The sequence below is a fragment of the Gymnodinialimonas ulvae genome (assembly GCF_037543845.1).
GTDB lineage: Bacteria > Pseudomonadota > Alphaproteobacteria > Rhodobacterales > Rhodobacteraceae > Gymnodinialimonas > Gymnodinialimonas ulvae.
Genome location: NZ_JBBIFX010000001.1, coordinates 106,712 through 126,754 on the forward strand (window position 1 = coordinate 106,712; position 20,043 = coordinate 126,754).

20 protein-coding genes are annotated in these 20,043 nt (G+C 64.6%); 11 read left to right on the forward strand and 9 right to left on the reverse strand.

The features are described from left to right. Positions 1-13: 13 nt before the first annotated feature. Complete coding sequence (locus V8J83_RS00460; protein WP_339982238.1) at positions 14-1,564, reverse strand: acyl--CoA ligase; 1,551 nt, start codon at positions 1,562-1,564, stop codon at positions 14-16. A 267-nt stretch (positions 1,565-1,831) separates the two neighbouring features. On the opposite strand from V8J83_RS00460, the gene V8J83_RS00465 reads away from it, so the two are divergent. Together V8J83_RS00465 and V8J83_RS00470 are read left to right on the forward strand one after the other, a co-directional pair. Next, positions 1,832-2,020 (forward strand): VOC family protein, encoded by a 189-nt coding sequence (locus V8J83_RS00465; protein ID WP_339982241.1) that lies wholly within the window; start codon positions 1,832-1,834, stop codon positions 2,018-2,020. Between the two features lies 1 nt (position 2,021). Continuing rightward, positions 2,022-2,180, forward strand: coding sequence for a hypothetical protein (locus V8J83_RS00470; protein WP_339982243.1), 159 nt, complete (start codon positions 2,022-2,024; stop codon positions 2,178-2,180). Positions 2,181-2,208: 28 nt separating this feature from the next. Here V8J83_RS00470 and V8J83_RS00475 read toward each other — a convergent pair whose 3' ends face one another. The 5 genes from V8J83_RS00475 to V8J83_RS00495 form a co-directional block, all read right to left on the reverse strand. After that, entirely contained in the window at positions 2,209-2,673 is a 465-nt protein-coding gene (locus V8J83_RS00475) for a DUF2059 domain-containing protein (RefSeq protein ID WP_339982245.1), read from the reverse strand. Between the two features lie 172 nt (positions 2,674-2,845). After that, complete coding sequence (locus tag V8J83_RS00480) at positions 2,846-3,640, reverse strand: dimethylarginine dimethylaminohydrolase family protein (protein ID WP_339982248.1); 795 nt, start codon at positions 3,638-3,640, stop codon at positions 2,846-2,848. A gap of 4 nt (positions 3,641-3,644) precedes the next feature. After that, complete coding sequence (locus V8J83_RS00485; protein WP_339982250.1) at positions 3,645-4,520, reverse strand: dimethyl sulfoxide reductase anchor subunit family protein; 876 nt, start codon at positions 4,518-4,520, stop codon at positions 3,645-3,647. A 1-nt stretch (position 4,521) separates the two neighbouring features. Next, the gene (locus V8J83_RS00490) at positions 4,522-5,301 is read right to left on the reverse strand and encodes a 4Fe-4S dicluster domain-containing protein (RefSeq protein ID WP_339982252.1); all 780 of its coding nucleotides are present in this window, start codon (positions 5,299-5,301) and stop codon (positions 4,522-4,524) included. Between the two features lie 106 nt (positions 5,302-5,407). Then, positions 5,408-8,197 (reverse strand): molybdopterin oxidoreductase family protein, encoded by a 2,790-nt coding sequence (locus tag V8J83_RS00495; RefSeq protein ID WP_339982253.1) that lies wholly within the window; start codon positions 8,195-8,197, stop codon positions 5,408-5,410. A gap of 110 nt (positions 8,198-8,307) precedes the next feature. Here V8J83_RS00495 and V8J83_RS00500 point away from each other — a divergent pair, with 110 nt between their 5' ends. The 7 genes from V8J83_RS00500 (at position 8,308) to V8J83_RS00530 (ending at position 14,792) form a co-directional block, all read left to right on the forward strand. Beyond that, positions 8,308-8,445, forward strand: coding sequence for a hypothetical protein (locus V8J83_RS00500; RefSeq protein WP_339982255.1), 138 nt, complete (start codon positions 8,308-8,310; stop codon positions 8,443-8,445). A gap of 129 nt (positions 8,446-8,574) precedes the next feature. Continuing rightward, the gene (locus V8J83_RS00505; protein ID WP_439649744.1) at positions 8,575-9,885 is read left to right on the forward strand and encodes an aromatic ring-hydroxylating dioxygenase subunit alpha; all 1,311 of its coding nucleotides are present in this window, start codon (positions 8,575-8,577) and stop codon (positions 9,883-9,885) included. Further along, positions 9,882-11,186 (forward strand): glutamine synthetase family protein, encoded by a 1,305-nt coding sequence (locus V8J83_RS00510; RefSeq protein WP_339982262.1) that lies wholly within the window; start codon positions 9,882-9,884, stop codon positions 11,184-11,186. The genes V8J83_RS00505 and V8J83_RS00510 overlap by 4 nt, the downstream gene beginning before the upstream one ends. Positions 11,187-11,306: 120 nt before the next feature. Next, positions 11,307-11,849, forward strand: coding sequence for a 3-hydroxyanthranilate 3,4-dioxygenase (locus V8J83_RS00515; RefSeq protein ID WP_339985920.1), 543 nt, complete (start codon positions 11,307-11,309; stop codon positions 11,847-11,849). Between the two features lie 107 nt (positions 11,850-11,956). Then, complete coding sequence (locus V8J83_RS00520; protein ID WP_339982265.1) at positions 11,957-12,940, forward strand: TRAP transporter substrate-binding protein; 984 nt, start codon at positions 11,957-11,959, stop codon at positions 12,938-12,940. Between the two features lie 44 nt (positions 12,941-12,984). Further along, positions 12,985-13,533: a TRAP transporter small permease gene (locus V8J83_RS00525; protein ID WP_339982268.1), complete on the forward strand. Its 549-nt coding sequence runs from the start codon at positions 12,985-12,987 to the stop codon at positions 13,531-13,533. Continuing rightward, on the forward strand, positions 13,530-14,792 hold the full coding sequence (locus tag V8J83_RS00530) for a TRAP transporter large permease (protein ID WP_339982271.1): 1,263 nt from the start codon (positions 13,530-13,532) through the stop codon (positions 14,790-14,792). Before V8J83_RS00525 ends, V8J83_RS00530 begins: the two co-directional genes overlap by 4 nt. A gap of 7 nt (positions 14,793-14,799) precedes the next feature. Here the strand turns inward: V8J83_RS00530 and V8J83_RS00535 are convergent, their stop codons facing one another. Together V8J83_RS00535 and V8J83_RS00540 are read right to left on the reverse strand one after the other, a co-directional pair. Next, a complete protein-coding gene (locus V8J83_RS00535) occupies positions 14,800-15,750 on the reverse strand; it encodes a LysR substrate-binding domain-containing protein (protein ID WP_339982274.1) in 951 nt (316 codons plus the stop codon). Between the two features lies 1 nt (position 15,751). Then, complete coding sequence (locus V8J83_RS00540; protein ID WP_339982277.1) at positions 15,752-16,513, reverse strand: aspartate dehydrogenase; 762 nt, start codon at positions 16,511-16,513, stop codon at positions 15,752-15,754. 72 nt (positions 16,514-16,585) lie between these two features. Here V8J83_RS00540 and V8J83_RS00545 point away from each other — a divergent pair, with 72 nt between their 5' ends. Next, positions 16,586-18,751, forward strand: a complete 2,166-nt coding sequence (locus tag V8J83_RS00545) for a xanthine dehydrogenase family protein molybdopterin-binding subunit (protein WP_339982280.1) — start codon at positions 16,586-16,588, stop codon at positions 18,749-18,751. Beyond that, a complete protein-coding gene (locus tag V8J83_RS00550) occupies positions 18,748-19,701 on the forward strand; it encodes a dihydrodipicolinate synthase family protein (protein ID WP_339982283.1) in 954 nt (317 codons plus the stop codon). The genes V8J83_RS00545 and V8J83_RS00550 overlap by 4 nt, the downstream gene beginning before the upstream one ends. 42 nt (positions 19,702-19,743) lie before the next feature. Here V8J83_RS00550 and V8J83_RS00555 read toward each other — a convergent pair whose 3' ends face one another. Further along, a complete protein-coding gene (locus V8J83_RS00555) occupies positions 19,744-19,968 on the reverse strand; it encodes a DUF6455 family protein (RefSeq protein ID WP_339982286.1) in 225 nt (74 codons plus the stop codon). Positions 19,969-20,043 lie beyond the last annotated feature (75 nt).

A 20,043-nucleotide genomic window follows, 5' to 3' on the forward strand; every position in this document is an offset into this window, starting at 1 on the left:
CGGCGTTGCGGCCTTACGCCGTCTCGCGCAGGAGGCGGCGCAGAATCTTGCCGGACGGTGATTTGGGGATCGCGTCAACGAAACGGACCTCTGCGGGCACCTTGTAGCTGGCCAGCCGGTCGCGCAAGTAGTCCCCGATCGCCTCGTCCGTCATGGATGTATCCGCCGCCAGAACGATATGTGCCACAGGTCGTTCCCCGGCCTCCGCGTCGGCACGTCCTACGACCCCGGCATCGGCGATATCCGGATGGGTCAGAAGGACGGCCTCGATCTCGGCGGGCGCGACCTGAAAGCCGTTGACCTTGATCAGTTCCTTGAGACGGTCATGCAGGGTCACGTAGCCGTCGGCGTCGATGCTGGCCACGTCCCCCGTCTTGAGCCAGCCATCCGCGCTCAGCGTTTGGGCGTTGTCTTCGGGGCGGTTGAGATAGCCGTTCATCACATGCGGGCCGTGGACCCAAAGCTCGCCCGCGGCGTCGACGGGCTGGTCCGCGCCCGTCTCGGGATCCACGATCCGGACGGCGGAATTGGGAAAGGCGACGCCGACGGTGCCCGGCCGGTTGTTGTGCGGAAACTGACAGGTGGCGACAGTTGTGACCTCGGTCATGCCCCAGCCTTGCAGAACTGCACATCCAAGGCGATCGGTGACCGCTTGCGCGACCTCTTCTCCGAGCGGCGCAGCGCCGGAAACGATGGTGTCCACGCAGGACAGATCATGGGCGTCGACCAGCGGGTGCTTGGCGAGGCCCACGATGATGGGTGGCACGACGTAGAGCAACGGCATGCGGTGCTCTTCGATCAGCTCAAGGAACCGCGGCAGGTCAAAACGCGGCAGGGTCACGAGGCAGCCCTGCTGTGCCAGCGTGACATTGGCGACGACGGTGAGACCGAACATGTGAAAGAAAGGCAGGACCGCGATGGTGGTGGCTCCCGCCGCGATCGTAGGCATGGCCGCGACGCATTGATCGATATTCACCACGAGATTGCGGTGGGTCAGGCACACGCCTTTGGGCAGGCCAGTCGTGCCCGAGGAATAGGGCATCGCAACCACGGTCTTCTCCGGATCGATGGGGGCCTGGGCGGGCAGCGCATCGCCCATCAGAGCCTCAAGCGAGGTGGCGCCTGGCGCCTCTCCCATCACGATGATCTCGGACACGACTGTGCCCTCGGCGCCGGCTTGCGCGGTCTTATAGCACTCGGGCGAGGTGATCAGCAAAGTCGCGCCACTGTCCAAAAGCTGTCTGTTCAGCTCGGCGCCAGAGTAGCTGGGATTGACGGTGGTCACGGTTCCGCCCGCATAGGCCGTGCCGTGGAAGGCCGTCACCCAATCGATGCAGTTCGGTGCCATCAAGGCTGTCACAGTTCCCGCGCCCTGACCGCGCGCCGTCAATCCGCCCGCAAGCTTCCGGATACGATCCATAAGGTCGCGCCCGGTCACCGCCTGCTGCGTGATGCCGTCGATCATGACCCTCTTGTCCGCGCGTGCCTCCAACCCCTGAAACACCCGTTCGGTGACCGACAGGTTGAGTAGATCGACCGGGGGGAGAGGACTTTCGAAGCTCATGTGCATAGCCTTTGAATGGGGGCGCATTGGATTGGTTTTGCGAGCCTAGCAGGTTGTCGGAGCATGACACGGAAAAATCTTGCAACGTCGCGCGCGAAATGCATTTGCCGGTTGGGTCGCCGTTTAGGTGATCCTAAGGCTCGGCCTTGCATCGCAGCCCTTCGAGCCGAAAGCAGCAATTGTTTGATTGGGCTTAAAGCCGTCGGTCGCGGCGCAGGCTTGGTGCGGATGAGTGCCACCTTTGCGGCGCTGTGGTAGGGTTGGCGGATGATCAAGTTCTCGCAACCCTTTGTCGCGCTGCCCGTGCCGTCGGTTGTCGAAGCGCAGGGATGGTATCGGGATCGCCTGGGGTTCGAGGTGCGGTGGCACAATAAGGGTGGGCGCATCGGCGGCGTGCCCCATGGTGAGGCAGCGGTGTTCTTGCCGGAGATCGAGGGGGAAGATCCAGCGCAATGAAGTGTGGATCTTTTGCCCGGATGTGGATGTGGTCCATGCCGATCTGGTGGCGCGGGGGGCGCCGATGACCGGGCGGCTGGCCGATACTCCTTTGGGCCTGCGGCGGTTTACGGTGACCGATCTGGCCGGTCACCAATTGAATTTCTTCCACTATTTGTGAGGGGGCGGGAAGGGGGATTGGCCCCCGTTTACTGGCCCATGATGATGGCCATGATTTCGGCCTGCCGACCCATCATGCGGGCCTGCATTTCGGGGGCGAGGTCGGCCATGATCGCGGTGAACATCGGCTGGGTCTGCACCAGGATCGAGCGGCCCACGTCGGAGGAATAGAACTCTATCATGGCGCTGAGTTCCTCGGTGGTGAAGGTCTCGGACATGGCGTCGATCATCAGCGCCTCAAGCCGGGGTTGAAAGCCGGTCAGCTCTTCGGAGAGCAGGTTGCCGAGATCGGTCAATTGGCTCTCGGAGAGCTCGACGCCGGGGGGCAGGGTGGCGGCGATCTGCGCGGCGGAGGCCTCGGGCGAGAACATCGCGGCGGTCATTTCCTGCACGGCGGGAAGGGCGGCGTATTCGCGAGCGAGGTCTTCGGTCGATTGGGCCGTTGTGGTGAGGGGCGTGAGGGCGAGGGCAAGGGCAAAGGGAAGGGCGCGCATAGGGTCTGCTCCTGTAAGGGACGGGTTGAGGTTGCGCTTATAGGTGGGGTGCGCGGCGGGAATCGCAAAGGAAATTTTGCGGCAATATCGGGGCAGTGGGCGATGGGCAATGGACGGGGGGCGATGGACGGGGGCAATGGACGGGCGCGCGCCGTGGGGGCGGGAGGTTGCGTCAGGTGGGCGGCGAGAAGCGCAGCGACAGGCAGGACATGCCGCCGTCGAGTTTGGCGGCCTCGGAATTGCCGATCTCGACCACGTTGTAGCCCGCACGGTCGAGCGCCGCTGCGGTGCGCGGGAAGCCCGCGGGAAACAGCACCGCATCGTTGAAGCGGATGGCGTTGGCGGATGCGTCTTCACCGTCTTCGGTGTAGATCAGGTCGTAGCCGTCAAAGCAGCCGGAGGCGGCGAGGCGGCGGGTGGTGAGGATCGTGTCGGCATCCAGAAGGCTGCAATCGGTCTTGAAATGCAGAACGTCGGGGGGCGTTTGCAGCTCGCGCAGCGTGTATCCCCAATCGGAAACGATGGCGCGCAGTTCCCAGACGCCAGCGGCATCGGTACGGGCGGATTTGCCCACGAGGATCTCGCGTTCGGTGACAAGGATATCGCCGCCTTCGATATGGCCGGGGCCGGAGATCTGGCGCATGTGCGGACCGTAGGCGGCTTCGATCGCGGGGCGGATCGCGGCGGCCTCGCCCAGACGGCTTGGCGCGCCGGGGCGCATGATCACGGCGCCTTTCGGCAGGCAGAGGGCGGCGTCCTCAACAAAGGTGCTGTCGGGGAAGTCTTCGAGCGCATCGAGCAGGGTAACGTTCGCCCCGGTGGCGCGCAGGGCGGCGACGTAATCGGCATGGTGGGCGCGGAAGGTGGCGAGATCGGGCGCGCCGGTGTCGACCGCGCGCAGGCCATCGACGCTGCTGATCGAGGGGGTGCGGCAGATGGCGTGGGTGAAGGTGAAGGACGCGGCCATGGGCCTAGCGCTTGCCGTAGTAGAGGCCCACGACGTGTTCGGCCTCGGCGAAGAAGAGCCAGCGGGCGGTGGCGACACCTGCGACGTGGCTGAGGATCGCGACGAGGGCCAGCGCGTGGCTGAACGGCAGGAGAAGCAGGATCAGCACTGGCAGCACAAAGGCCAGCAGACCCGCGATGAGGCGGAGTTTGAGGCTATGTTTGCGGCCCACGACGTGGACGAATTCGCGCAGCAGGTAATTGGTGCCGGTATGGGGCGGCTCGAACGCGCTGACCGTGCCGATGCGGCCCAGACCGGTGGCGGTTTCCATATCGGTGCCGGAGCGCGCAAACGCCCCGTCGCCGATGATCCAGGTGGCCAGCGTGATGGCGCCTGCGAGGACGAGAAGGATGACGGCCAGCGTGATCTGACCGGCCAGAAGCGCGCCGCCCGCAAGCGACAGCGTCAGGAACTTCGCAGGCGTCCAAGGCATGTGCCAGCGCGGGACGGTCTTCATCTGCGCGTAGATCATCGAGGTGGTGAAGACGGTGCCGAGCGACAGCGCTGCGCCGAGGTAGCCCAGGGGTTGCCAGACGGCGGAGAAGAAGACGAGGCCCGCGCCGAAAAGCGCCATCACCAGAAGCGCCGCGACGGCGCAGATGCCTTCGCGCGACAGCCAGCTTGAGCGCCATTGGCTGAAGGCTTTCCACGCGCGTTCTGGGTGGCCGAGGTGGAAGGTGGAGGCCATCAGGCCGCCCACGGCCAGCACATAGCCGATCACGAAGAACCAAAATGCGGTCATGCCGGTAACATCTGGCAGGCCCAGACCCAGGAAGGTCAGGAGGCCGAAGCCGAGCCCCGAAAGCGTGGTGAAGATGATGACAGAGGGGGCGGGATGCATGTTACGCGCTCTTTCCAGGGATCTTGTCGAGGGCCTTGTCGAGCCAGCCGATGAAGCCACCGGGGTTTTCGGCCACGGGCTCCAGATAGGGGGCGAGGACGTCGAACTCGGGCAGGTCATCCTTGGGCCGCGGCGGCAGGTATTGGTTCACGGGCTTGGTGCCCTGTTCGGGCATCAGGTCGATGCCGCCGCGCTCGGCGCTCAGGCGCGAGACGTGGCTGTCGGGGTCGGCGAAATCGCCGAAATGGCGCGCGCCCGCCGGGCAAGTGCGCACGCAGGCCGGTTCGCGGTCTTCCTCGGGCAGGTTTTCATTATAGATGCGGTCGACGCAGAGGGTGCATTTCTTCATCACGCCTTCGTCCTGATCCAGCTCGCGCGCGCCGTAGGGGCAGGCCCACGCGCACAGACCGCAGCCGATGCAATCCTTTTCGTTGACCAAGACGATGCCGTCCTCTTCGCGCTTGTAGGACGCGCCGGTGGGGCAAACGGTGACGCAGGGGGCGTCTTCGCAATGCAGGCAGGACTTGGGGAAGTGGATGGTTTGCGCGGCGGGGTGCGGCTTGGCGGAGGTCGCGAGCGGTTGCACGGAATAGGAGTGCACACGGTTGAGGAAGGTGCCGGTTGGGTCGGCGCCGTAGGCGTCCTGATCCGAGAGCGGCGCGCCGTAATTCTCGGTGTTCCAGCCTTTACAGGAGATCACGCAGGCGTGGCAGCCGACGCAGGTGTCGAGGTCGATGACTAGGCCGAGTTTCTTTTTGGTCGAGGTGGGAAGCTGGGTCATGAGTGCGGCCTGGCTGAAAGGGGGGCATGGGGGCGCTGCCCCCGTCCTGCGGACCCCCCCGAGGTATTTGGAAAGCAAAGAGGGGCGGGTTGCGCGTTTGGAGTGTTCATTGGCCCACCTTCCAGGCGAGGTCTTTGGGGCCTTTGCCGACCGGGGATTTGATCGGCGGATGGCTGGGTTGGGATTCCGTTTGCGCAGGCGCTTTCTCGATGCGGACCTTGAGGTCGAACCATGCGGCCTGGCCGGTAATGGGATCGGAATTTGTCCAGCGGTGGCCATCGCCCTTGGGCGGCAGCAACTCGTGGATCAGGTGGTTCAAGAGGAATCCTTTGGTCGCTTCGGGGGCGTCTTTGTCGAGCGCCCAGGCGCCCTTGCGCTTGCCGATGGCGTTCCACGTCCAGACCGTCTTTTCGTTGAGCGCTGCCATCTCCATCACGGGCACGGTGATGGTGCCGTGGGGCGAGGTGACGCGGGCCCAGTCGCCGTCTTTCAGGTCGTTTTCGCGCATCAGTTTTGTGGGCAAATACAGCGGGTTGTGACCGTGTAGTTGCCGCAGCCAGGCGTTCTGCGTGCCCCAGGAATGGTACATCGCCATCGGGCGCTGCGTCAGCGCGGTGATCGGGTAGGCGTCGCCGTGGTTCGCAGGCGCGGGGTCGGACCAGAACGGCAGCGGGTCCATGTTTTCAGCGACTTGCGCGCGCAGATGTTCGGGCGGCTGGATCGGGCCATGGCCTTGCGCGGCACGACGGAATTTCTGCATTGGCTCTACATAGAGGGTGAACAGATAGGGTTGCGGCGCGTCGTAAAGGCCCATCTCGACGGCCCAATCCTGATAGGCGGTGTTCCAGGGCTTCATGTATTGCGCGCCGTCGGGGACGTGGCTGACGAAAAAGCCACCGTTCTCGATGTAGCGGTCAAGCTGGTTCGGGTTGGCTTCACCGCGGCCGTGCTGATCGCCATTGCCGCGCCAGCCCGCAAGCGGGCCAATGCCGGGGCGGCGGATGTGGTTGGTGATGTAATCGCCGTAATCGGCGTATTTCTGGGTGCCATCGTCGTTCACGAAGCCCGGCAGGCCAAGCCGCGCGCCCAGATCGCAAAGCGCCGATTGGAAGCCTTTGACATCGCGGTCAGGTTCCACCACCGGCCAGCGGATCGCATCGGCCAGGCCATCGGCCTCGCAGATCGGGCGGTCGAGCAGCGAGATACAATCGTGGCGCTCTAGGTAGGTCGTGTCGGGCAGGATCAGGTCGGCATAGGCCACCATTTCCGAGCTGTAGGCATCGGAATAGATGATATGCGGGATAACGTATTCGCCGGTTTCATCATCCTCGTCGGTGAGCATCTGCATGACGCCGGTCGTGTTCATCGACGAGTTCCACGACATGTTCGCCATATACATGAACAGCGTGTCGATCTTGTAGGGATCGCCGGCGTAGGCGTTGGAAATCACCATATGCATCAACCCGTGGGCGGACATCGGGTTTTCCCAAGTGTAGGCCTTGTCGATGCGCGCGGGCGTGCCGTCTTCGCGCAGCGCGAGGTCTTCGGGGCCGTGGGTGAAGCCCAGGTGCGGGCCGTCGAGCGGCTGGCCCGGCGTGACCTTGCAATGGGGCTTGGGGTGAATTTTCGACGGCTTGGGGTAGGGCGGCTTGAAGCGAAAGCCGCCGGGCGCCTCGACCGTGCCGAGCATGATCTGCAACACGTGCAGCGCGCGGGCGGTCTGGAACCCGTTGGCATGGGCCGAGATGCCGCGCATCGCGTGCATGGAGACCGGGCGCGCGGTCATGGTGTTGTGCGTTTCGCCGCGGAAATCGGTCCATTCGATGGGAAGCTCGAAGCTTTCCTCAAACGCCACGCGGGCCAGTTCGGCGGCGATGGCGCGGATGCGGCTGGCCTCGATCCCGCAGCGTTCTGCGACGGCCTCGGGGGCGTAGTCGTCGGAAAGATAGCGCTCGGCCATGTGGTGCAGAACGGGCTTGTGGCCGTCGGGGTGGGTGGCCGACAGGTCGGGCTGCACGCCCTTCGCATCGAAGGCGGTGGGCTTGCCGGTCTTGCGATCGATGACCAGTTCCTTGCCATCCTTGTCGCGGACCAAAAGGCCGGTGTCCTTGTTGACGAGCACCGGCGCATTGGTCCACCGCGCGAGGTAATCGAGGTCGATCTTGCCCGCCTTCATCAGGCAATGCACGAGGGCGAGAATGAACAAACCGTCCGTGCCGGGCGTGATGCCGACCCATTCATCGGCGACCGCGTTATAGCCGCTGCGAATAGGGTTAACGCCGATAACCTTTGCGCCGCGCGCCTTGATCTTGCCCAGACCCATCTTGATCGGGTTGCTGTCGTGGTCTTCCGCCACACCAAACAACATGAACAGCTTCGTGTGATCCCAATCGGGCTGACCGAATTCCCAGAACGCGCCGCCCATCGTGTAGATGCCGGCGGCGGCCATGTTGACCGAGCAGAAGCCGCCGTGGGCCGCATAGTTCGGCGTGCCGAAGTTTTGCGCCCAGAAGGAGGTAAAGCTTTGGCTTTGGTCGCGCCCGGTGAAGAAGGCGAGCTTTTCGGGGGCCTCTTCGCGGATCGGGCGCAGCCAGCTTTCCGCGATGTCATAGGCTTCGTCCCAGCTGATTTCCTCGAACTCGCCGGAGCCGCGCGGGCCGACGCGTTTCAGCGGCGCGCGCAGGCGGGAGGGCGCGTTGACCTGCATGATGCCGGCCGAGCCCTTGGCACAGAGCACACCCTTGTTCACGGGATGGTCGCGGTTGCCTTCGATATAGGCAACTTTTCCTTCTTTCATGTGCACGTTGATGCCGCAACGGCAGGCGCACATGTAGCAGGTGGTCTTGCGGATTTCGTCGGAGACCTTCGGGGACAGGTCCAATGTCGGTTGTGCCATGTGTTCCGTCCCCTTGATAGGTATGCGTGACCCTGCCTTATTCCGGCAGCGACTGGAATTGCCATACGGCCAAATCGCGCAGGCCTTATGGCCAAGCGTGGCCGCAAGTAATGAGACTTTGGGTCTCAAGTTGCAATGGCGCGATTTCGTCGATGGCGGGCAATGACCACGAGACCGAGATCGCGCTGGTGCGTGGGCAATTGCAGGCGGTGGACCGGCGGGTCGCAAGCCGGGGTTGCGCCGCGTGACAGCAAGCCGGGGTTGCGCGGCGTAAGGCCGGGCCGGAGCTGTGTGGTTCGAGAAATGGGTTCGGGCGTTGACAGGCGCCCGACCGATCGCAGACGCTGCGCCCAGATGTTGAAAGGGTCCAGCCGATGATGAGCCAGGAATTGAACGATCAGATCACGCGGGTCGGGCCGGGGACCGGTGCGGGGGCCGTCTTGCGGCAATACTGGCAACCGGCGGCGCTGAGCGATGAGTTGATGGGCGCGCGACCGGTCGTGCCGGTCCGCCTGATGGGCGAAGATCTGGTCCTGTTTCGCGATGAATCGGGCACGCTTGGCCTGATCGGGCGGCATTGCCCGCATCGCGGCGCGGATCTGGCCTATGGGCGGCTGGAGGACAACGGACTGCGGTGTCCGTTCCATGGCTGGCATTTCGATTGCACCGGGCAATGCGTGGAGCAACCCGGTGAGCCGGAGGGCTCGCGGATGCACGAGCAGATCAAGGCCGTGAGCTATCCGGTGCAGGAAAAGAACGGGATTATATGGACTTACATGGGCGAAGGCGACCCGCCGCCCTTCGCGCAGTTCGACTGTTTTCGCGCGCCCGAAACCCATGTGTTTGCCTTCAAGGGCCTGTGGGAATGCAATTGGTTGCAGGCAATGGAGGTGGGGATTGACCCCGCGCATGCGTCCTTCCTGCACCGGTTCTTGCAGGATGCAGACCCCGCCGACAGCTATGGCAAGCAGTTTCGGGACAAGGCGGGGAACACCGAGATCCCCATGACCAAGCTGCTGCGCGATTACCCGCGGCCCGAGATCAAGGTGGACGAGACGGAGTATGGCCTGAAGCTGACGGCGTTGCGGCACCTCGACGACGGGCGGACCCATGTGCGCGTGACAAACCAAGTCTTCCCGCAGGCGATTTGCATCCCGATGAGCCGCGAGATGACGATCACCCAATGGCACGTGCCTGTCGATGACGAGACCTGTTATTGGTATTCGATGTTCACCTCGTTCAAGGCGCCGGTGGACAAGGCCACGATGCGCGATCAGCGGTTGGCCGAGCATCGGTTGCCGGATTACGCGCCGCTGAAAAATGCGCGGAACAACTACGGCTACGACGCGGATGAACAGGCCGCGCAGACCTATACGGGCATGGGGCTCGACATCAATGTGCATGACCAATGGGCGGTCGAGTCGATGGGGCGGATCCAGGATCGGCGGTTCGAGCATCTGGGCAAGACCGACGTGGGCATCATCAAATATCGTCGCATGCTGCGCGCCGCGATTGCAGCGGTTGAGGCGGGCGAGGCGAGCGGGTTGAAGATGCAGAATGGTGGGACGGAGGCGATCAAGGGCCCGCTGTCGAACGACGCGATTGCGCCGGACGAGGATTGGCAAGCGGCCTCGGTTGCGGCGGATCTGGAGCGTCGGGGCCAGTGTCCGTGGGATGCAAGCGTTTGACGGCAGACGATATTCTCAAGCAGGTGGCCCGCGACGGGATCGAGACGATCCGCGTCGTCTTTCCTGATCCGCATGGGGTTCTGCGCGGCAAGACGGTGACGGCGCGCGCCCTGCCGGGGGTGTTGGCGGAGGGTCTGCGCGTGCCGTCGACCCTTTTGTTGAAGGACGTGTCGCACCGCACGGCATTCCCGGTCTGGGCGGATGAGGACGCGCCGATGCGGGGGGCATCGGATGTCACGCTGCGTCCCGATCCGTCGACGTTCCGCAAGATCCCATGGTCACCGCAGTCGGCAATGATGCACTGCGATGTCGAGAGCCCGTTTTGCGCACGCGGCATCCTGCGCCGCGGCGAGGAGGCGCTGGCCGAGAAGGGGCTGCGCGCGACGATGGGCGTGGAGATCGAGTTTCAGGTGTTCCGCGTGCTCGACCCGTCGCTGGCGCCAGAGCAATCGACGATGCCGGGCGCGCCGCCTCAGGTGGAGAATACGACGCAGGGTTATCAATACCTGACCGAGACGCGATACGCGGAGGTGGAGCCGATGCTTGACCGGTTGCGGCGCGGGGCGGAAGAGATGGGGATCGACGTGCGCTCGGTCGAGGTGGAGATGGGGCCGTCGCAATATGAGGTGACGTTTGCGCCGGGCCCGCCGTCGCAGGTGGCCGAACAAGCGGTCAATTTCCGCATGCTCGCCAAGGCGTTGAGCCATCGCCACGGGATGCTCGCCAGTTTCATGCCGAAGCCCGCGCTGCCCAATGCGGTGGCCAATGGCTGGCATATCCATCAAAGCCTGTCCCCGGACTTCAATGCGCCGCATTGGATCGCGGGGCTGCTGCGCCATGGTCCGGCCTGCGCGCTTCTGACCAATCCGACGGTCAATTCCTACAAGCGGTTCACCCCGTATCAACTGGCGCCGACGCGCGTGGGGTGGGCGCGGGACAACCGCGGCGCGATGGTGCGGGCGCTGGACGGGCGGGTGGAAAACCGGCTGCCGGATTCTGCGGCGAACCCCTATCTGGCGCTGGCCGCGCAATTGATCGCGGGGCTTGCAGGGTTGGACGCGGCGCAGGATCCGCCGCCGGAAATGGATGACCCCTATGGTGGGCCCGATGGCGGGGAGGCTCCGGCGCTTCCGGCGTCCCTTGGGGAAGCGATTGGGGCCTTTGCGGCATCGGAGACGTTGCGCGCGAGCCTGACGCCGGAGGTGCACGATTGGCTGATCCAGCTCAAGCGGCACGAATGGGACCGCTACCTTGCCCATATCTCGGATTGGGAACAGACGGAGTATTTTGCCAATCTTTAGAGCCGGGCCTCTGATATCCGCTTTCTGGATAGCACATGCCGAAATCGACCCTTGCGGTTATACCAAAGCGGGGCAAACTGAGCGGCGAGCGACTTTGTGACGGATATCGGGAGTGACACGATGGGACGGCTGGCGGCCTTCAATTTCAAAGCCTGGATCGACGACCATCGGCATCTTCTCAAGCCGCCGGTGGGCAACAAGATGGTGTTCGAGGACAGCGACATCATGGTCACGGTTGTGGGCGGGCCGAACAAGCGCACCGATTACCACGACGATCCGGTTGAGGAGTTCTTTTACCAGCTGGAAGGCGACATGGTGCTCAAGCTCTACGACGGCGACGAGTTCTATGACGTGCCGATCCGCGAGGGCGAGGTCTTTCTGCTGCCGCCGCATGTGCGTCACTCGCCGCAGCGCCCGATGGAGGGGTCCGTGGGCCTCGTGATCGAGCCGAAACGGCCCGAGGGGGCGGTGGATGCGATCGAATGGTATTGCTTCAATTGCGGCGCGCTGGTGCATCGCGCGGAGCTGCATCTGACGTCGATCGTTGATGATCTGCCACCGGTTTATGCGGCGTTCTACGCCTCGGAAGAGGCGCGGACCTGTGGCGCTTGCGGCGAGGTGCATCCTGGCAAGGAGCCGCCCGAGGGCTGGGTGACGCTTTGACGGGCAAAGCGTTGCGCGGCGGGCCGAAATCCGGCTAGGCTTTGCGCAAATGAACCAAAAACACGCCCCGGCGCGCAAGGGACCGCGGGCAAACAGGGAGAGATAACATGAAGCGTTTCAACGCATGGATGGCCTCTGCGGCCATGGTTGTAACCGGATTTGCCGGGGCCGCGCAGGCCGAAGATTTCCGCCTCGGCCTGATCACACCGCCGCCGCATGTCTGGACGCTGGCCGCCGAGGACTTCGGCGCGGCGCTGAACGAGGCATCGGGCGGCGCGCACACGGTGACGGTTTTCCCCGCGCGGCAATTGGGCAACGAGGCGGACATGTTGCAGCAGCTGCAATCGGGCGCGCTCGACATGGCGTTCATGACGGTGGCCGAGATTTCCAACCGCGCCACGGATTTTGGCGCCTTCTACCAGCCGTTCCTGGCCGATGACATGGCGCATGCGGCGCGCATCCTGCGCTCGGATGAGGCGCGGGCGATGCTGGATCAACTGCCCGGCGCGCTGGGTGTCGTGGGGCTTGGATACGGCTCGGCGGGGATGCGGCATATCCTGACGAGCGGCGGTGTCACGGACGCGGGCGGCCTTGCGGGCCAGAAGATCCGGATCACGCCGTTCGAGGCCAATCTCGACTTCTACAATGCGATTGGGGCCGCACCCACGCCGATGCCGCTTCCGGCGGTGTTTGATGCGTTGGCCAACGGGCAGGTCGACGGGATCGACATGGATGCCGAGTTGATCGTGCTGCTGCGCTACCACGAGCATGCTGACACGATGCTGCGCACCAATCACATGATGTTCCCGATGGTTGGGCTGGTCTCGGCGCGGGTCTGGGCCGGTCTGTCGGAGGAAGATCGCGCGCTGATTTCCGAGCATATGGGCGCGGCCGTCGACGGTGTTCTGAGCACCTATGTCGAGCGGGACAACGGCTGGCAGGACGAGATCCGCGGCTTTGACGTGACCTATATCGATGCCGACCGCGACTTTTTCGGCGATGCGGTGGCCGAATGGGAAGGCATCTGGGAAGAGCGCGCGGGCGAGGCGTTGGAAACGCTGCGTGGTGTCGCCGAAGCGACCCGTCAATAAGCGTTTCGCCCGGCAGTACGCGTGCTGCGGGGCTTAAGTCATTGATGTTAAAAAAAATCTCCAATGCTTGGGCACGTGTCGAATTGGCCGCCGCCGCCATTCTGGCGGTGGGGGTGATGGTGTTGATCCTGCTCAACGTCGTGACCCGGACGGCGGGCGCGCCGATCTACTGGGTGGATGAGGCGGCGATCTACACGATGGTGTGGATGACCTTCCTGGGCGCGTCGGCGGCGATTGCGATGCGCCAACAGGTGGCGATCACGATCCTGACCGATGTCCTGCCGTCCAGCGGACAGAGAGTGGCCGCGAAACTGGTCGATCTGGCGGTATTTGTCTTCGCGGTGGCGATGGTGTGGTTCTGCTGGCGCTGGTTCAACCCATGGGCGCTGGCGCGGAACGGCTTTGACGTGATGGCGTTCCAGGGATCCACGTTCAACTTCATCTACGCGGAACCGACGAGCACGCTTGGCCTGGAGAAATGGATCATCTGGCTGGTGATGCCGATCTTCTCGGGCGGCGTGTTGCTGCACGCGACGGCGCATCTTTTGAACTTTGCGCCGCCCAAGACCCAAGGGGCGGAGATCGCGACATGACGCCTGCGCTGTTTTTCGCGAAGCTGTTGCTGGCGGTTCCGGTGGCGGTGGTGCTGGCGCTGACGGCGATGTGGTACATCTGGGAAAGTGACAACACGATCCTCTACGACAGTTTCGCGCAGCGGATGTTTTCGGGCGTGGAGGCTTACGGATTGCTGGCCATTCCGCTGTTCATGCTGACGGGTGAGTTGATGAACGAGGGCGGCATGACGCGCCGGTTGATCAACGCGGCGCGGGTGTTTGTGGGCGGGTTTCGCGGCGGGCTGGCCTATATCAACCTGCTGGCGAACATGTTCATGGCAGCCATCGTCGGTTCGGCGGCGGCGCAGATCGCGGTGATGAGCCGTGCGATGGTGCCCGCGATGGAGGACGAGGGTTATGACCGTGGCTTCGCGGCGGCAACGACGGCGGCGGGGGGCTTGCTGGCGCCGGTGATCCCGCCCTCGATGTTGTTCGTGATCTACGGGGTTCTGGCGCAGGTGCCGATTGGCGACATGTTCCTGGCGGGGATCATTCCGGGCCTGATCCTGGCGGTGTGTTTCGCCATTGTGATCGCGCTGATCGGGTTGAAACAGCAGTTCCCCAAGGGCGATTGGTTAACCGCGTCGCAGGCCGGCAAGGCGCTGCTTTATGCGCTGCCTGCGATGCTGATCCCGGCGGCGATCATCGGGGGGATCATCGGTGGGGTTGCGACGCCCACGGAAAGTGCTGCGGTCGCAAGCGTTGTGGCATTTGCGCTGGGTTGGCTGCTTTATCGGGAGCTGGAGCCGCGAAAGCTGTTCGATATGTTCAAGCGCACGGCGATGAATGCGGCGTTGATCATCTTCATGATTGCGGCGGCGAATGTGTTCGGATGGGTGATCATCTACGAGGCCGTGCCGCAAAGGTTGGCCGAGCTGATCACCACGATCACGGAAAATCCGTTCCTGTTTCTGCTGATCGTTAACGTTGTTTTGCTGTTCGTCGGCATGGTGATCGACGGGATTGCCGCGATCATTCTGGTGACACCGATCCTGTTGCCGATTGCCATCGAAAGCTACGGGATCAGCCCGTACCAATTCGGGGTGGTGATCTCGCTCAACTTGGTGCTTGGGCTGCTGACGCCGCCGGTGGGCGTGGGGCTTTATATTGCGAGTGCGATGGGTGAGACGCCGACGGGTCGCATCTTGCGTCAGCTTTGGCCGTTCCTGATTGCTGTGGCGCTGGTTTTGATCCTGCTGAGCTATGCGCCGATCCTGTCAACGGCGCTGATTGGGTGAAGCGGTCCTAGCCTGCGGCGGCGCGGCGCAACATGGCTGCTTCCTCTTGCAGCGCCAAGAGGAACAGCAGGGCCGCGGGCGACATCTGATCCTCGCCGCGATAGGTCACGCCGACAGGGCCTGACCCGAAGGGCAGGGCGTAGTCCAGCCGGGCCAGAACGTTGGTCGCCATGTCGAGTGCGGCGACCGCGCGGGGCACGAGGCCGATCAGCTCACCAAAGCCCAGAAGTGTCCGATTGCTCAGGTAGTTGACGCTTTCGACGATCTTGGGTGGCTGGTATTGCCCGGCTTCGACGAAGACCTCGTCAATCTGCCGACGCAAGGTCGTCTCGGGCGGGGGCAGGACCCAGCCGAAGGGGCGCAGGTCGTCGAACTCCAGCCCCGGTCGCCCGGCCAGCGGATGCGCGCGGCTCACCACAAGCACGACCTCGTCCTCGATCAGCGGCACCTGGATCAGGCCCTTGCGGTGACGGTGGTGCGGCAGGCGGCCCACGACCATGTCGATCTCGCCCGATTGCACGCCGGGCATCAGCGCATCGTTGGTGCCCTCGATGATGCGGACCTGCAGGTTGGGCCGCTCGCCGATGACGCGCTGGATCGCCATTGGAACCAGCTGCGCGGCCCCGGCCAGCAGCGTGCCGACCACGATGCGCCCCGCGTTGCCTTCGGTGATGTCCTCCATCTCCTGCGCGGCGTTGGAAAGCTGCGCGAAAATCAGCTGCGCGGCCCGTATCAGGGCCTGACCCTGGGCGGTGGGCACGGCGCCGCGGTTGGTGCGCTCGAACAGGATGGTGTCGAAATCGGCCTCCAACTCCTTGATCATGCGGGTCGCGGCGGGTTGGCTGATGTTCTCTGCCTGCGCAGCGGCCTGGATGTTGCCAAGCTGGCCGACCGCGACCAGCAGGCTGAGTTGGCGCAGCTTCAGCCGCTGCAGCGCCCGGTTGTAAAGACGCCCCATCTCAGGCGAACCGGATCGGGGCGGCGGCCTGCGACAGCGCCGCGACTGCCGACATCGCCGCCAGCGCGGATGAGCGTGGATTGTCCGGCAGACTGGCCCCGGTGATGGAGAAATTCAGCGTCCCGAAGGCCCCTTCGGCGCGGATGTCATGGACGTTGCCGGGCGCGTCGGGATCGGCGATCAGCGCGACCTGCGTGGCGTCGAACCCGGCCCCGGCCAGCGCCACGGCGGCGGCGACATTGGCGTTTTTCGGATAGGCCAGCGCGGCGGCGCGCGCGGTGCCGGTGAAATGGGTGGCGGCCGTGGTCAGCCGGTCGAGATCAAGCCGATCCTCCGCCGGGGAGCCACGCCAACCTGCGGGCGGTTTGCGTCCGGTGTACGTCACCGCGCGCAGCCCGCCGATCGCGCCCGCCCGCAGCGCATCCAGCGCGCCGATGGCACCCGACGCCAGGTGCAGCTGTGCCATGCCATTACGCGCGGCGCCCTCCAACTCCACCCTCAGCGCGTCATCGGCCAGCGCCCCGAGCGACAGGGTCAACACGTCGATACCGAGGGCCAGAGCGGCGGGCCCGTGCTGCGCCAGACCGGCGTGGCCCGCGCAATCGATCAGGAGGTCAACCGGCGGAAGATCGGCCACATCCGCGACCGCCGCACCCTCGGCCTGCCGGAGCACGCGGGCCACCAGGTGCAGGTCAGGCCGCTGTGCCACGGCGGCGGTTACAAAGCCCGCGATGGCCCCTTTTCCGACAATCGCCAGCCGCATCCACACCCTCTCTGGATATACCAAAGTCTTCGCATAAAGGTATATTGCTATCCGAAAAGTGGATAGCGGGCAATGCAGATGCGAGTCGCCATTCCGATGGCTGCGTGGGACAAATGGGCGATGTTTGATGACGGCAATGCGAAAATCGGCAGTTCCCTGACCGACCGGAAGGCGCCTGCGCGGCTGCGCGGAGCGGGCTGTTTCGTGGCGGATGTGGCGTTGACGGCGCCCCTTCATCTGAATTTCGCGCGGGCCACGACGGCCTCGGGGTCTCTTGGCGCATTGGATCTTTCGGCGGCGCGGGCCGTGGCGGGCGTGCATGCGGTCCATACGGGGACGGACGTGTCGGGCCTGGGTGTCCTGAGCGTCAACGAGGTGATCCCGCTCAGCCGCGTGCCGGGATTTCCGCTTTTGGCACAGGGGCAGATCGGGGGATTGGGCCAGGCCGTCGCGGCAGTTCTGGGCGAGACGCCGATGGCCGCACGCGACGGGGCCGAGGCGGTGCAATGGGACGTGGACGAGACCGGTGCAGACGGGCCGGATCGGTCGGTTGTGGCCGAGAAAAACTGGCGCACCGGGGATCCGGAGGCGGCGTTTGATGCGGCGGCGCATGTGGTCGAAGCGACGATAACGCATCCGCGCCTGTTTCCCTCGCCGATGGAGACGCGCGGGATTGCGGTGGAGTACGCCGACGAGGCGCTGACAATCTGGTCGTCGAGCCAGACGCCGCACCGGGCGCGAACCGAGATTGCACAGATCCTGCGCATGGATGCAGGGCGGCTACGGGTGATCGCGCCGGATGTGGGCGGCGCGTTCGGGATGAAAGGCTCGGTCTATCCGGAGGAGGTTTTTGCAGTCTGGGCGGCGATGACGCATCGCCGCTCGGTGCGCTGGATCGCGAGCCGGGGCGAGGATATGCTCTCGGCCACGCAAGGGCGCGGCCTGCGCAGTCGCGGGCGTTTGGCGCTGTCGGGGGATGGGCGGTTCACGGCACTGGAGGCGTGGATCGAGGCACCGGTGGGTGCGTGGTTGCCGAATTCGGCGCTGATCCCGGCATGGAACGCGGCGCGCATCCTGCCGGGCCCCTATGACATCGAAAGCGTCGCGATCGAGACCCGCGCGGTGCCAATCGCGCCCGCACCGATGGGGATTTACCGCGGCGCGGGACGCCCGGAGGCGGCATGCCTGATGGAACGTCTGGTCGAGCGGGCGTCGACGCAATTGAAACGCTGCGCAGTCGATTTGAGGGTGCAGAATGTGTATCCCTCTGGCGCACTTCCCACGCGGACAGTGACCGGTAACCTTTTGGATTCCGGGGACTATCCGACGACCCTTTTGCGAGCGTCTGACCTGATTGGATATTCCGCCCTGCGCCGTGAGCAAAGCCAGGCCCGGACCAAGGGGCGGTTGTTCGGGGTCGGCGCGGCATTGTATCTGGAGCCGTCGGGCGAAGGGTTCGAGACCGCGCGGGTGACGTTGTGCACGGATGGCAGCCTGCATGTGGCCAGCGGATCGTCCAGCCAGGGTCACGGGCGCGAGACGGCCTATGCGCAGATCGCGGGCGAGTTGTTCGATCTGCCACCGGACCGGGTCACGGTGATCCAGGGCGACACGGAAACCTGCCCGCCCGGGATCGGGGCGGTCGCCTCTCGCGGGACGGCGATTGGCGGAAGTGCGGTCTTCACGGCTGCGGAACGGGTCCGGGCGCGCAGCCTGCGCGGCGATACGCTGCCGATCTGTGAAGAGGTGCGGTATCAGAACGAGGGCCAGGCGTGGGGGCACGGCCTTTATGTGGTGGTTGTCGAGATCGAGCGCGAGACCGGCGTGCCGCGGATCCTGAAGGCGGCCTGCCTTGACGACGCGGGCCGCTTGGTGAACCCGGCTTTCGTTAAGGGCCAGGTGCGCGGCGGGTTTGCGCAAGGCCTGGGCGAGGCGCTGATGGAACAGGTGGTCTATGATGCGGACGGCCAGCTTTTGACCGGATCGTTGATGGATTACGCCCTGCCGCGGGCCACGGACGTGCCGTCGATCGAGATCTTTGCGCAGGAAACGCCGACCCCGATGAATGCGTTGGGCGTGAAGGGGGTGGGCGAGGCCGGGACCATCGGCGCGCCGGCCGCGATCCTGAACGCGGTTCTTGATGCGCTGGGGCCGTTGGGGGTAACGCATCTGGACATGCCCTTGACGCCCTGCAAGATCTGGACGGCGATCCGCGACGCGGAGGAGAAAACCCCATGAAATACAGTCGACTGGACGCCAAGGACCATGCCCGCGCGCACATGCGCGGGATTTGGGCGGCGTGCTTGAACCCGTGGCGGCCCGATGGCCGGTTCGACGAGCCGGGCTTTCGCGCCAACATCCGCCACTGGGTGGATGATCTGAGCATTGCGGGGCTGTTCATCGCGGGCAAGCAGGGCGAATTTTTCGCGATGACGCTGGAGGAGCGGAAACGCAACATCGAAGTGGCGGTTGACGAATGCGACGGCGCGGCGGGCACGATCTTTTCGGCCAGTGACCAGAATTTCGAAACGGTTGTGGAGCTGGCGCGGCACGCGCAGGATTGCGGCGCGGATTACGTTGTGGTCCATGCGCCGGTGCTGCATTTCGTGACCGAGCCGGACGAGGTCCTATACCAGTATTACAAGGCGATCTGCGAACGCGTGGACATCGGCATCGCGATGTGGAGCCACCCCGACAGCGGCTATATGATGTCGCCGCAATTGTGCGCGCGGATTGCGGAATTGCCGAATATCGTGGCGATCAAATACTCGGTCCCGCGGCCGATGTATGCGGAATTGACCCGCCTGGCGGGCGACAAGATCCACGTCTCGACCGCGTCAGAGGCGGAGTGGCTGGACAATATCGAGGAGTTGGGCTGGCAGCTTTATCTGTGTTCCTCGCCGCCCTATCAGCTTCAGTCGAAGGTCGACCAGCGGATGAACGACTACACAAGCCTGGCGTTTGAGGGGCGGTTTGACGATGCCCGCGCAGTGCGCGACAGCCTTGATCCGGTGCGCGATGCGTTCAGGCGGACGAAACCGGCGGACAAGCCGCAGGCGCATGGGAAATACTGGCAGGAGCTTTTGGGGCAGGTTGGTGGTCCGGTACGCGCGCCGATGCTGAACCTGACGGAGGCCGAAAAGGCGGCCACGCGCGCGGCGTTCGAAGGCTGCGGCCTTCGGGTGTGATCCGCGCCGCGCCTTCTGCGGTCTGACAAATGTCCGCGCAGCTTAGCCGGTGAAGGCGGCGGCGTTGCGGCAATCGGCCGGTGGGGCGTCGAGGGTGTCGGTCTCGGACTGAAGCCGGGCACAGGCGTCTTGATCGGTGCATCCGGTGCAGGACAGGACCATCTGTTTGAACTGCGACGCGTGCGTGGGATCGGTCAGATCGTGGCCCGTGCGCGCGGCCATGCCTTTGACCAGATCGGTGCTGCGGTCGAATTTCTCGAAGAACATCGGGGACCTCTTGGAACGATTGCATGCGCATCGAATATGGCGTGTGGGGGCGCGGTGTGCCTTGATCTGAGTCAA

Bases quoted from the DNA above. Each gene is read 5' to 3' on its own strand.
- V8J83_RS00460 (WP_339982238.1), bottom strand. From the start codon at position 1,564: ATGAGCTTCGAAAGTCCTCTCCCCCCGGTCGATCTACTCAACCTGTCG.
- V8J83_RS00465 (WP_339982241.1), top strand. From the start codon at position 1,832: ATGATCAAGTTCTCGCAACCCTTTGTCGCGCTGCCCGTGCCGTCGGTT.
- V8J83_RS00475 (WP_339982245.1), bottom strand. From the start codon at position 2,673: ATGCGCGCCCTTCCCTTTGCCCTTGCCCTCGCCCTCACGCCCCTCACC.
- V8J83_RS00480 (WP_339982248.1), bottom strand. From the start codon at position 3,640: ATGGCCGCGTCCTTCACCTTCACCCACGCCATCTGCCGCACCCCCTCG.
- V8J83_RS00485 (WP_339982250.1), bottom strand. From the start codon at position 4,520: ATGCATCCCGCCCCCTCTGTCATCATCTTCACCACGCTTTCGGGGCTC.
- V8J83_RS00490 (WP_339982252.1), bottom strand. From the start codon at position 5,301: ATGACCCAGCTTCCCACCTCGACCAAAAAGAAACTCGGCCTAGTCATC.
- V8J83_RS00495 (WP_339982253.1), bottom strand. From the start codon at position 8,197: ATGGCACAACCGACATTGGACCTGTCCCCGAAGGTCTCCGACGAAATC.
- V8J83_RS00500 (WP_339982255.1), top strand. From the start codon at position 8,308: ATGAGACTTTGGGTCTCAAGTTGCAATGGCGCGATTTCGTCGATGGCG.
- V8J83_RS00505 (WP_439649744.1), top strand. From the start codon at position 8,575: ATGAGCCAGGAATTGAACGATCAGATCACGCGGGTCGGGCCGGGGACC.
- V8J83_RS00515 (WP_339985920.1), top strand. From the start codon at position 11,307: ATGGGACGGCTGGCGGCCTTCAATTTCAAAGCCTGGATCGACGACCAT.
- V8J83_RS00520 (WP_339982265.1), top strand. From the start codon at position 11,957: ATGAAGCGTTTCAACGCATGGATGGCCTCTGCGGCCATGGTTGTAACC.
- V8J83_RS00525 (WP_339982268.1), top strand. From the start codon at position 12,985: ATGTTAAAAAAAATCTCCAATGCTTGGGCACGTGTCGAATTGGCCGCC.
- V8J83_RS00530 (WP_339982271.1), top strand. From the start codon at position 13,530: ATGACGCCTGCGCTGTTTTTCGCGAAGCTGTTGCTGGCGGTTCCGGTG.
- V8J83_RS00535 (WP_339982274.1), bottom strand. From the start codon at position 15,750: ATGGGGCGTCTTTACAACCGGGCGCTGCAGCGGCTGAAGCTGCGCCAA.
- V8J83_RS00540 (WP_339982277.1), bottom strand. From the start codon at position 16,513: ATGCGGCTGGCGATTGTCGGAAAAGGGGCCATCGCGGGCTTTGTAACC.
- V8J83_RS00545 (WP_339982280.1), top strand. From the start codon at position 16,586: ATGCAGATGCGAGTCGCCATTCCGATGGCTGCGTGGGACAAATGGGCG.
- V8J83_RS00550 (WP_339982283.1), top strand. From the start codon at position 18,748: ATGAAATACAGTCGACTGGACGCCAAGGACCATGCCCGCGCGCACATG.
- V8J83_RS00555 (WP_339982286.1), bottom strand. From the start codon at position 19,968: ATGTTCTTCGAGAAATTCGACCGCAGCACCGATCTGGTCAAAGGCATG.